The sequence below is a fragment of the Mycoplasma aquilae ATCC BAA-1896 genome, from assembly GCF_048074525.1.
Classification (GTDB): domain Bacteria; phylum Bacillota_I; class Bacilli_A; order Mycoplasmatales; family Metamycoplasmataceae; genus Mycoplasmopsis; species Mycoplasmopsis aquilae.
Window position 1 is genome coordinate 651,990 of sequence record NZ_CP182208.1, and the last position, 13,840, is coordinate 665,829.

Below are 13,840 nucleotides of genomic sequence, written 5' to 3' on the forward strand. Positions count from 1 at the left end.
TATGGATTTACAAAAATTTATTAATCATGTTCCGGATTTTCCAAAAAAAGGAATTATCTTTAAAGATATTGCGCCATTGCTTAATAATCCAGATGCATTTAACTATGTAATTGATCAAATGAGTAAATATGTAGCTAATGCAGATATTATCGTAGCACCAGACGCAAGAGGGTTTATTTTCGGTACCCCTGTGGCATATAAAGCTAAAAAACCATTTGTTATGGTCAGAAAAAAAGGTAAATTGCCCGGTAAAGTAGTTCAACAAAACTATGATTTAGAATATGGTAATAACACTTTAGAAATTCAAGCAGAAGTTCTTAAACCAGGACTTAAAGCTGTTATTATTGATGATATTTTAGCAACAGGTGGAACTACTAAAGCAATTGTTGATTTATTAGCTAATCAAGGCATTGAAGTAACTGATTTAGTTGTCTTAGCAGTTATTCCTGAACTAAATGGAGCAAAAGTCTTAGGAGACATTAAAATACATTCAATTATGTAAAACTATCAGCCAAATGGCTGATTTTTTATAACTTTCTTATAAAGAAAAATCCCATAGGTATTACCTATGAGATTTTAAAATTTTATTTTCTTTTTAATAAGATAGCAAGCATTCCACCTAATCATGTAATTGCTGAAATCGCAACAGCAATTGGTCATCAAGCTCATGGTTTTTTGCCATTTAAGTCTTGATTTAATAAGTCTTGGATAGCTGGAGAGGCCATTTGATATTCAGATGAATTCTTAATTGCTTCTACAGTAGCTAAGTCATCCTTATTAATTGCTTTATTGTCAGCATGATTTAATATATCAATATAGTTGCTGTCTTGAATTAATTTTGCTAGTTTAGCATTCTTGTTATCGCTCTTATCGAGTAATTGAATTGCTTTGCTTAATTTTTCATTATCACGTGTATCAATAGCATTAATTAATTCTTCAATACCATTTGCGTGGTTTTTAATATTTTTGCTTGCTTGACTGATAGCTTCATTAAGTTCTTTATAACCTTCAAATGTTTCTTGAGGCATTAAACTTAAAGATGTGCTAATTGCAGCTATTTGTTTCTTAAATTTCTTATCTGCTTTTTCACTGTTTAAGGCAGCATTAAGGCTCTTATCAAGTGCAGATAATGTTTGTACGTAAGAAATCATTTTGCTTACTTGTGCAATTACTTCTGGTTTAGCAGTTAGCACAATTTCGCCTAGCAAGGTTTCATTTTCTGGGTGTTCTTGTTTTGTAACAAGTGTGTTTGTTAGGTTAGCAACAATTTGTTGAACATTTTCTTTAACCTTGTTATTTAATGCAACTTGTTCATTTAATAACTTATCAGCTTGAGCAAAAGTTGTTGCATTGTTAAATTTAGTTAAGCTATCTTTTGCTACTATATCACTTGTGTATTCAGAATTATTATTAATTAAATTTTGAGCTTGTGTAATACGAGCATTATTATTCATAAATACTTGAGGTGAGAATTGTGTAACTTGATCATTTAAATTACTTAATTGTTCAACTAATTGTTTCATCTTAGCGTTGCCTTCTTCCATGTAGGCAGCATGATTGTTGAAATATTTGTCACTTAAGTCTTTAATTTTAGTTTGTAAATCTTTGATTTGATCTTGAATTGCTTTTGGTGAATTATATAGCTTATTAGCATTTACTTGTAAGTTATTTTCTAAAGTATTAGCTTTAGTGTTTAACTTAGTGAATTCTTCTTCCATTGCTTTGGCTTGGCCTTTTCCTTGACCAAGTAAATCAAGAGCAGTATTTAAATCACTGTTTAATTGGTCAATTTGAGCAGGCAAGTTATCTAAGTAGACTTGACCAGCTTCAGAAGTAACCTTGCCTACTTTAGCAATAGTATCTTTAGCAAATTTTAATTTATCTGCTGGAATGAAGAAAGCTTCATATGGTAAGTTAGTTCCAGCTTTATAAGCTTCATCCACTTTAGTATAAGTATCTTTTAATGTTGCCATAGCTTTGTCTAAATCTTGAGCTTGTTTTAGATCTTGAGACACTTGGTTAGTGTCTTGAGCTTGTGCAATAACATTAGCTAATGCGCTAGCTTGAGCATTATTTAAGTTGTTTAAGCCAGCTAGAGTATTTAATGCATTGCCTTTAGCATTGTTTAATAATTGTTTTGCAAGTTGACTTGCAATTTCTTGTGTGCTTGCTTGAGGATTATTGCTTACAGCTTGAGATTGTTCAACAATGCTTGGAACTAATGTAGCATACTTATCATTAATTGTTGGAGCAGCTGCGATAGCTTTATCAAGTTCATTTGTTGCATATCTGTGTTGTAAGCTTTCTAAAGCATTTTCAATAGCCACTACACCACTATCTTTCTTAATTGTTTGAGCTTGTGCTAATTGTTCTTTTAATTGAGTAGAGATTTGATCTTGTGGCATTGTCGCAATCTTATCTCTTAATTCTTCAAGAGCCTTGAAGACATTTTCAATAGTCTTCTTAGCATTTGCTACAGCGTTATCAAGAGCAGCAGCAGCTGTATTATATCCAGCCTTAGTATCTTGCTTATTAGCTGCTGCTGTTGCTTTAGGAATATCATCATTACTTAATGTATTAACAATTCTATCTCTTAAAGCACTGTGGTGTTGTTTGTTTCCTTCTTGTAATTCTTTAACAAAGTCATTAGCTTGATTAATAGATACATATAATTTAGCTTTATCAATTTCATTTGCAAGTTTATCACTAGCAGCTTTGATTGTATCTTGATCAAAAGCAGGATTATTTAATGCATCTTGAGCTTGTTTAATAGCTGCATTAAGCTGACTTGATTTTTCTGCTGCTTGCGCGTTGACAATTACGCTAGCTAAATCATTTTTAGCTAATAATAAGTTTAATTTATCAGCTTGAGCATCATAAGTAGCTCTTGGAGTTGTTACATCTGTATTAGCATATTTTAATAATTCTAAAGCTTTAGCTTTTTGAGTTTCAATTTCTTGTTTTAAGTTTTCAGGAAGTGAGTCATTAATATTTGCTTTAGATATAGCGTCATATGCTAATGCTAACTTATCTTTTAATAATTGATGATTTACTTTAGCTAATGTTTCATCATCACTTGCTTTTGTATTTGAATTATTTAGTTCTTCTTTAGCTAATTCTAGGCTTTGTCCAAATGATGTTGAAGCTTTTAATTCTTGAGGTAAAGCTTCTTGGAATTTAGCGAACTTGTCTAAGGCAGCTAAATGTTGAACTTCACGTGCAGCAACAAGATCTTCATATACATTAGCATTCTTATCTACTGCTTTTGTACCAGCTAATGTAGCTTTTTGTTTATCTGTAGGAATTACAAAGTTTGGAATATTAGCATCTGAAACAATAGCGTTATTCTTTGCTACAGTAGTTTCAATTGTTTGTTTAGCATCTGTTTTAGCTTTTGCAATATCAGATAAGGCACTTGCAACTTCATTTGCATTTAAAGTTGTAGCTTCAAGGGCTACTCTAGCAGCTTCTTTCGCAGCTTCTAATGCTTTCTTGTTATCAGCAAAGTTCTTTGTTTCATTATTAAATGAACTTAAAGCAGCTTCATTAATGTTGCTTGGTTTTGTAAATTGATTAATTAAAGCATCTAAGCTATCTTTAGCTACTTGTAAGTTTGCTTTAGCTTGATCTAAATCTTTAGCTTCTTGAACTTTAGCATCTAATTGAGCTTTATCTTGAGCTTGATTTAATGTATCTTTAGCAGCTGATTTTTGATTTGAACCTAGGTTGTTTAATGCATCAATTGCATCTTTAGCAGCTTGTTTATTGTCATTACCATTTAAGGCTTCTTTAGTTGTATTAATCTTGTTATTTAATGTTGCAATTGCAGCTTTATCTAAAGTAGCTGCTGCTTGACTTATAATGCTGTCTTTATCTGATGCAACTTTATCAAGATCATTTTTCTTGTCAACATCAGCTAATTTGTAGTTGTCAGTAGCTTTTGTTGTTTCAACTGAAGCTAAGTTATCTTTTAATTCGCTAATAGCTTCATCTAACTCTTTAGCTTTTGTTAATGCACTATTTACAGCTTCTTTATTTTCAGCAGCTTTAACTTCATTAATTAAAGCTTCTTTTTGTGTAGAAGATAAGTTTTGTAACTTATTAATTTCATCAATAGCATCATTTTGAGCACCTTTTAATGCATCAACATTAGCTTTAATTTTACCAAGTACTTCAGCTAATTTAGCAGCAGCTTTGTCTACTTCAGCAACATCTGCTCCTTGTTTTAGCTTGTTATCTTCTAAGAATTCGTTAGCTTTTTCTTTAGCATCGCTAGCTTCCTTAGTTGTTGCTGCATCTAGTGTGTTTCCAGCATTTTGTAATGCTGTATTTACTTTATCAAGGTTATCTACTAAGGCTTTAGCAGCTTCTTGAGCTGTTTTAGCAGCTTCTTTTGCTTGATTTACAGCAGCAATTGTTGTTGCTTTATCAACAGTATCTTTAAATGCGCTTGCAGCTTGAGGTGATAATTGGCTTGCACCAGCTATTACACCATTAGCTTCTGCTTTAGCAGCAGCTAGACGAATTTGACCATCTAGTGTAGCATTTGCATCATTTGTCTTAGTTGTATCTTCTTTTAAAGTTTTGACTAGGTTGTTAAGTTTTTCAACTGAGTCTAAATCTGCGGTTGTTGTTGCAGCTGTAATGTCACCATCTAATTTATTTGCATTTGTATCAAATGGATTCTTAGTTGTATCACTAGCTTCTGTGTATTTAGGTGTAGCTTTTACTTCGGCAGCAGCTTTTTGTGCTTCTTTAGCTTTTGCAATAGCTTGGTCTAATTCAGTAGCTTTATTTGCAATTGCATTTGCAGCTTCTGGGCTAGTAGTATTGTTAATAGCAGACTTAATAGCATCTTTTTGTTGTTCACTTAATTTATCTAAGGCTTGAACTTTATCCTTAGCAGATAATTTAGCATCAGCTAATTTGCTTTCACCATTTAAGGCACCTTGTGCGGCAGTCAATTGATCGCTTAATTGTTGAATTTGTTCCTTGTTTTTATCTGCAAGGCCCTTAGCTAGTTCAACATTTGCATCACTTAAACCAGTATCAAAGGCATTTCGTTTATTTTCATCAGCATACTTATACTTATCACTATTTTTGTCAAGTTCATTGGCTGATTGGATTGCATCTTTTAACGCTTTTGTAACTGTATCTAACTCTTGTGCTTTCGCAACTACTGAATTAATATCTTCATTAGTTACAGCAGAAGAAACATCACGTTTTAAAGCTTCTTTTTGTTGTCCTGTTAGGTTAGTTAAGTTATCAATTTGATCTTTAGCAGCTTTTTGGGCTTTTAAAATTTCATCTGCTTGACCTGAAGCTTGAATAAGAGCTTTAGATAAGTTTTCTCTTGCCTTTTTAATATCAGCAACTTCACTTGGTTGACTAAGTTTAGTCTTATCAGATGTTAATAAGTTTTTAGCAGCACTTAAAGCAGTATTTAAATCTTGTTTTTTAGCTTCAGGCACTAATTTGTAATCAGGTTTTTTAATAAGTTCTTCTGCTTTAGTTACTGTTTGAATTAATTCTTTAGCAGCTGTATTTGTAGCTTTAGCTTGATCCACAACAGAATTAATATCTTTAATTGAAGTTTTGTCTTTTAATTGATCTTCAAAGTGTTTCATCACTGGTGTATCAATATTTTCTAATGCTTCAATAACTGCTTTAGCTGCAGTCTTAGCAGCTTCTAATTTGGTATCTCCATCTAATGCTAATTGAGCTGTTGTTAGTTCATTTGTTTTAGATTGTAAGTCTGTTGTATTTGAAACAACTTTTTCAACATCAGCTTGAACTTTAGCTGTATTTACTAATTCTTCTAGGGCTTTAATAGCATTATCAAAAGCTTCTTGTTTGATATCAGTAGCTTCTTTATATTGAGGTGTTTCTTTTAAGGCTTTAGCAGCTGTTAATGCATTATTTGCACTGCCAAGAGAACTATCTAATACTGTTTCTTTAGTTGCAATACCATTTGCAGCTTCAACAGTTTTTGCTTTATTTACTGCATCTTTGGCAGCATCTTTTGCTGTTTTATCTATATTTGTTAATTTATCAATAGCACTTGTAGCATCTTCTTTAGCTTTTGCTAAGTTTTGATCACCATCTAAACTGTTATATGCAGATTGAATTGTTTCAACTACAGATTTAATTATTTCAGGATCAATAGCTGTTTGATTTTCTTTTGTTCAAGTGTCTTTATTGTTGTATAAGGTATCAAAATTATTTTTGACTTCTAAAGAAGCTTGAGTGTATTTTGTCTCATTTTTTGCAGCAACAAATTTATTGTATGAATTGATTAATTCAGCCATTTGTGCATCAAGCTTTTGAGCATTTTCTACTTGAGCTAAAACTTCAGCAGTTGTATTAACTTTATCAATTTTATCTACAATGCTTTGTTTTTGAGCTTGAGATATATTTGTTAATTTGTCTAATTCTGCTTTTGCTTTGGTTCTTGCTGTAGCTAGAGCTTCTTTATCAGCTTTAATAGCTTCTAAAGCAGTATTATTTGCAGCAATAGCAGTTTCAATAGCGTCTTTAACTTTTCCATTGTTTAATAAGCTATTAGTTAATAAGTCTTCATTTTGTCTTTGAGCTTGAGCAACTTTTCCTTTGGTATCTTCACTTGCGTTAGCATATTCAGAATCTTTTAATGCTGCTTCTAATTTCTTAGCAACTTCATTTAAGTTTCCAGCAGCTATATCAAGAGCAGGAATATTAGCTGTAAGTTCATTTAACTTGTCAACTTCTTTAGCATTTGTAATTTGTTCTTGTAATGCATTCTTGTATTCGTCTGAAAGATGTTTAACATTATTTAGAGCACCTTGGGCTTTTGATCTTGCATCAGTTAATAGTGTTTCTCCATCAAGAGCACTCTTAGCATCATTTGAATTTTCAGTAGCTTTAACTAATTTATCAGCAAGATCATTAATTGCTTTAGCATCATTAAATGAAGTTGATCCTTTGGCTGTTTCAATTTCAGAATCAAGAGCTTGTTTCTTAGAATCGAAATCAGATTTTGGAGTTTGTGAAGCTTGTTTGTAGTTATCGCTTTCTTTAGCAGTATTTGCTTCACTAGCAGCTTCTTGAGCTTCTTTTAAAGCTTTGTTTAGTTTTTCAGCTGCAGCTTGCAATTTATTAACTTCAGCATCATCATTAGCATTTGAAACTTTATCTTTAATACTATCTCTTTGTTCATCTGTTAATGAACTCAATTTATCTATAGCTTTATTTGCTTCTTCTTTATTATTATTAAGTTTAGCATCACCATTTAAGTTTCCGATAGAATCAGTTAGATTTTTAGCTAGATCATTAATTGCATTAGCATCTTTATCAGCAAGACCAGCGCCAAGAGCAGTTGTAGCTTCTAAATTAGCTGTATCAAACTGACTTTGTTTTTCTGGATCAGCAAATTTATAATTGTTTGCTTGCTTATTAACTTGTTTAGCTTGTTCAATTGCATCTTTAAGAGCTTTTGTAGCTGTATCAAGTTTTTTAGCATTTTCCACAATTGAGTCGATACTTTCTTTAGTTGTTGCAGAATCTACTTTTGAATTTAATGCATCTTTTTGAGCTTGTGTTAGGTCTTTTAATCCATTAATTTCTTCTTTAGCTTTATTTTGAGCTTCTGTAATTTCACCTGATAGCTTGTTAATTGCTTTGATTGCATTATCAATAGCATCTTTTTTAGCTTGAAGTTGATCGGTTAACTCATTTGGTTTCATCTTGTTAGCAGAAGAATCCAAAATATTGTCTTTAACATCTTTAATTGCATCTTCTAAAGTTTGTTTTTGTTCTGCTGTTGCTTTATTATAAACTGAAGTATTTTTCTTTAATGCTTCAGCTTGTGATACTGAATTTACAATACCACCTACTAAGGTATTTTGACTAACTGCTTTATCTTTGATACCATTTACAGCTGTAACATCATTAGTTTTTGAAATTTCTTCTTTAAATTTACTAATTACATCAGAGTTTAAATTACTTAAAGTATCTAAAACATCATTTGCGCTTAATTTAGCACTAGCTAATTTAGTATCACCATTTAGCTTGTTGTAAGCATCCTTAGCAGCTTGAATAGCATTTGCGCTTTCAGCTTCTTTAGTTGCTGTGTTTGATAAATTATTATCTAATGAAAGTCCTTGTAGTTCTTTTAATTTATTTGCAACATCTTGCGCTTTAGCATCATATGCTTCCTTTAATTCATTATCAGCTTGTTGATATTTGGTTGCTTGTTTGTTACTTGTATCTGTAGCAACTTGATCTTTGAGATCTTGAATTGCTTTATTAAATGCTGTTGCTTTGTTTACTAGTTCATTAATATTATCAACAATATTAGCTGAATTAATTGCAGATTTTGCAACCCCTTTTTGTTCTTCAGATAAGTTTGTTAATTTGTTAATAGCTTCTAAAGCATCTTTTTGCGCTTTATCTAGAACAGTATCTCCATCTAAATTCTTAGTTAAGGTATTTCATGTTTGAGTTGCTTGATCAATTGAGCTAGTATCAGTAGTAGCTAATGCATCTGGATTTGTGCTATGGTCATTCATTTGATTATCGAAAGCAGTTTTAGGTTCTTTTGAAGCATTCAAGTATTTTTGAGTTTTCTTAGCTTCTGTAGCTTTAGCATAAGCATCACGTAAACTCTTCATTGAGTCATTTAATTTTGTAGCATTTTGTGAAGCTGTATTTACTTGAGCTTTATTTTTAGCTTGATTAAAGCTATTCTTAATTGCTAGTTTTTGAGCTTCTGTAAGTGAATGTAACTCTTGAGCTTTTGCTGCTTCTTGTTCACGATATTTTAGAAATTCTTGATATTTAGTTTCAATTGTTTGTTTATTAGAGTTGATTTCACTTAAAATAGCTTCGACAGCATTTTTGTTTATATCAGCATTTCCTTTTGCTGTTTCAAAATTCTTTTCTATTTTTGCAAGACTTTCTTTTACAGTGTTGTATTCTGCTTCGCCATTTAATGCTTCAAATTTATCACCTTTAACTAAATTTTGAAGATTATTTAGTGGACTAATTGTTGTTCCATATGCAGAATCAACATCTTTTAGTTCATTGAATTTAGTATTAACTGAATCAATTGTGGTTTCTAAGTTAATTTTTTCCTTAAATGTAGCTTTTAATGAATCTGAAATGTTGGCAAATTTTTCGATTAAATCATTTTTTGCTTTTTTAGCATCTTCAAGTGCTTTAATTCCATCTAAAGCTGATAAATCAAGCTTGTATTTTTCAGCAATAGTATTTAATTCAGATTTCATTGTTGGAAGATTATTTGTTCAAGACTCAGGGCTAGTTGACTTATATCCATCAATCTTAGCTTGGTAGCCTTCTACAAACCCTTTAAGAATTTTAACTGATGAATCATATGGGGTTTTAGTTTTACTTGTAGCATTGATGTATTTATTTTCTTTTGTTATTTCATCAAATTTAGCGACAAGTTCTTTAGCAGCAACAACTTCAGAGTTGAATTCTGAGTATTGAGTTGCTTTAGCTTTTGCGCCATCAAGATCTGCTGTTTTAGCTAATGCATCTTTTAATCCTTGAATTTGGTCTTCGGTATATGATGGAAGTGCTTCAATTGTAATTTTATCTTGTAAATCTTTTAGTTGTTTTTCACCATCTAAGGCTTCTTGTTTATCTTTAATTTCTTGAGTTAAAGTATTTAATGCGCTTACAACATTTTCTAGGTCATCAGCTTTTGCTACTTTAGTTTTATTAATTTCAGCTTTCTTTTCATTTAGTGAATCCAATAATGTATCAAATGCTGTTTTTGTATCATTTGAAGCAAATTTATAATTGTTTTCAGCTTGGTTTTTAACATTATTTGCAGCTTTTTCTACTGTATCAAGATCTTTGTAAGCTTTAATAACAGTATTGAGTTTTGATTCAATTGCTTCTACAGCTTCTATAGAATCTGCTTGTTGTGCTAAATTATTTAAAGCTCCCTTAGCTTCTTGATTTAATTCAGTAGCATTAATTGTATCAACTAGAGAAGCAATTTTGCTATTTAAATCTTGAAGTTCATCTCATTTAGCTTTATAGAATTGATCTACATTGGCATCTGTAGCTGCTTTTAAGTCCTTAAATTCTTTTGTATATTCTTCTTTACTTAAGTTATTTAAAGAGTAAAAATCTCCAAATGAATCTCAATCTGATTTAACAGATTCATTTGTTTTGTAAAATGCATCACCTTGATCTTGCGCAATTCTTTGCTCATTAAGGTTGTAGTATGTAATAGTTTTTTCTATCTCAGAAATTATCTGATTTTTATATTTAGAGTTTTTAATGTTAGAAAATGTTTGATTATCATTAATTTTTTCTTTTAAACCAGCAGCTGCTTGTTTTAAGATATCAAATTGAAGGTTTTTATTTAATAATTCTTCAATATCAGAAGTATTTTTAATTATATTTTTATTAGTTAAATTTGAAAGTTGTGTAGCTAGTGTTTTTGTATCTTTTAATAAGATTTTAGCTTTTAAGATTGCTTCTAAATAATTTTTATTATTAGCTAATAGTGTTTGTGATAATGTGTCTGGTTGAGCATTTTGTTTTAAAAACTCACATATTTCAAATAATATTGCTTTTAATTTTTCAGCACCTTCTTTTTTGCTATAAGCATTAGCTGTTGGGACACTGTATTTATCATTTTTAATTAATCAATCATTAAAAATGTATCCAAAAATAACATCCGCAAACCCTGTATCAGAAAGTACTACAAGATTATCATAATCATTAATATTAGCTACTGCTAATTTTAGAGGGTTAAGTAGTTCCTTTAATACTGAAGAATTTATAACATCGGAAGGTAAATATTCCTTGACATATTCTTCAAACATACTTCAGTAATTAAAGTCGTTGTTTTTTAGTATTGAGTCAAGTTTTTGAGAAATTTTGTTATATGTATTGTATTTGTTTACTATTTTATCGTAAACATTGCTATCACTAACATTAGTATCTGATTTTAATTCTTCTTTAAAGCCTTCTAATTCTTGTTTTGCTCCTGTAGAATTAAATCATTTGTATAACAATTTATATTTATTGTTTGAAGTATCTTCTGATGATTGTTCACTGATAAATGATTCAATTATTTTAATATTGTGATATTTAGTTAAATAATTTCCGACATTGCTTATGAAATCATTGAACGCTTCTGAAGTTACTTCAGTATCTAAATAAGCTTTTAATTTTTCAGCTGTTGTTTTCAATTCTGCTAAGTCAAAAATTGTTGCAACTTTATCTGCGTCATTATTTAATGTCTTAGCTAAGAAATATAATTTATTTGTTTCTTCAAATAAAGAAATTCTTTTATCTATCATTGATACAAATGAATTATATCTCTTGTCGCCATCCATTTTGCTCATTAAATCATTTCATGCTTTAATTTTTTCATCAAAATTATGTGAAGTAGGGTCATTTGTAATAGAAACTTCTTTAGAAGGATATTTTATTGTAATATCAAAATCATCTAAATTAATTGATTTTAAAGCTTTAATTTCTTGAGCGAGTTGATCTATAGCAGCTTTATTTTGTGAAAGTCTATAATTTCTTGTTTTAAGAACTGAATCTGTGTCAATAGCATCTAATTCACTTTTATCTTTATTTGCTTTCGAAACATTTTGTATAAAGTTTTGTCAAAAATCACTATATTTATTAGTTTCTCCATCAGCAATAGTGTGGCTAAAGTGTGAGGTGTCAAAGTCTTCTTCAATTCCTCAAGCAATATTTTTTATTTGTTCTTTGGTTAATGGAGTATTTTTATAAAGTAAGTTGTTGTTATCTTGATTTTTTAGTGCAGCTAGTAATTTTTGCTTGTTAATTTCTTCAGGTGAAATTTTGTATGTTATTGTTCCTGTAAATGATACGTTGTCTTTGTCAAAAACAAATTTATTGCGAGAAACATTTCATTTAAAAGTTGTTTCGTAAAACTTTTCAAGGTCATCATTTGCATAATATGGAACTAAATAGATATTATCCAAATCACTCATCTTTTTAAGGCTTAATGTATCTAAGTTTACAGTTAAGCTTGTTTTGACACTTTTCTTATCTATAAAGTTTTCATTATTTTTATTTTCATTTCAATCAACTTTAATAGAATCGATTTTTTGATCATCTTTATATACAGAATATCCTGCTATTACAGGGAATTTAACTATACTATCTGAATTAATATTTTCAGTTATGTTAAATGTAACATTTCTATTGTTAGTTCTTGTAGCAAATGAAGTTACTTCAGCAGAATATTGATTATTTTTATCACCATTAGCTATAGGGCTTGAATCAGCGTTAGAAAGTTCGAATCTTTGATTCTTTTTGTTTCATCCATTATTATAGTAATCCGTATGGTATAAAGCCGAAACAAATGATTTTGAATCATTTTTATTTAAGAATGAATTTTCTGTAACTTTTCTTCTGCTTTCACCTTCTAAACTGCCACTTAATACATCCTTAACTTTTCTTTTTGTTTTAAACTTTAAATAAATCTTATAAGATTTTTTAGCATCATTTAATCAGCCCTTTCCTCATCCGGGTGTTATTTCTAAACCATTATCTAAATTAATTAAAAATGTGGTACCAGCATTTTCTTTGTATTGATTATATGTATAAAAATCTTTTTTCTTGAAAAAATTGTTCAGTGCTTCATTTTCCATATAAATTTTAGTTGGCCATGCATTTGGATCATTTTGATTTTTTTCTTTTGATACTCCAATTCCAAAAACATGATTTAGGCCTTCAAAGCCAAAATCACCAGCTAAATTACGTGACATTAGCTCATCCATTACATAAGGTGAGTATCCAGATTTAGTATCTGCGTCTGATGTTATGTATTCTATAGCATTTATTCTAGGTTTAAATCCCCTTCAATCATCTACATAATTTGTAATTGCAGGAAATATATTTATCTCCATTTTTTTCTTAGCTGAATTTTCATCATAATCATTATAAAGTAAGGTCCCCATAGTGTTTGTACCTGATTCCATGTCAAACACCATGTTCTTCATTCAATAATCTGACTTGTTAAATTTTTGATCAGCTGAAAAGTCAAATTTTTCATTCTTATCAGCAAATCTTAAATATAAACCTTTTATTTTTTCAAAATCTTTAACTTCATTATCTCCAGAATATTGTAAAAAATTAGATTCTGGGTAATCTTCTAAAGAATGTATTTTATCAGGATCCCCTCAAGAAGTTTGATTTTTGTAAAAATCAAAACCTTCATTCGCATCTTTGTTAACATATTCTAACCTTAGTGAAACAGTCCCAGGAAGAACTTCCAAATCATTAGATAGCATAAAGCCAAATACTCTTTGTCCATAAATATATGTTTGAGCATTATTTAGCAATTTTGTATCATAAGCAATTTCCCATGTTTGCTCTTTCTTGTTTCAATCATCCGCAGTTGGCTCTTTAATAAATTTAACCATTTTTTGTAGCTCGGCTTTTCTTCCTTCTAAATAATTAGATTGATATGAATTTCATAGTGCATCAAGTTTCTCATTTTTTAAATGTTTGTCTGATATTTTATTGATTTCATTCAACTTCTCTTGATTATCTCTTTGAAATTGTTCATATGGAAGCAATCTGTAATAAATATTTTCTGGATATCTTTTAAAACCAAAATATCTCGTTTCCACATTTTCATATTCTTTTGTATTCACATTTCCTTCAATGGTAAAATCAGGGCTAAATGTTGTAGAAACTACATTATTTTCCACAACATTATCAGTTCCTGCAAGAATTAATAATGGCGAAGTCAAAGTAGCTGCACTTGCTGCTACTGTTAAAAGTATTTTCTTAGCTTTACCATTTTTGTTTTTTTCTGACATATTTCTCCTTT

The 13,840-nt window shown here is 30.0% G+C and carries 2 protein-coding genes; one reads left to right on the forward strand and one right to left on the reverse strand.

All coding sequences use genetic code 4. The features are described 5' to 3' along the window. Nucleotide 1 precedes the first annotated feature (1 nt). Entirely contained in the window at nucleotides 2–502 is a 501-nt protein-coding gene (locus ACM0IS_RS02730; RefSeq protein ID WP_416755961.1) for an adenine phosphoribosyltransferase, read from the forward strand. Between the two features lie 82 nt (nucleotides 503–584). Here ACM0IS_RS02730 and ACM0IS_RS02735 read toward each other — a convergent pair whose 3' ends face one another. Next, nucleotides 585–13,829, reverse strand: a complete 13,245-nt coding sequence (locus ACM0IS_RS02735; RefSeq protein WP_416755962.1) for a hypothetical protein — start codon at nucleotides 13,827–13,829, stop codon at nucleotides 585–587. Nucleotides 13,830–13,840 lie beyond the last annotated feature (11 nt).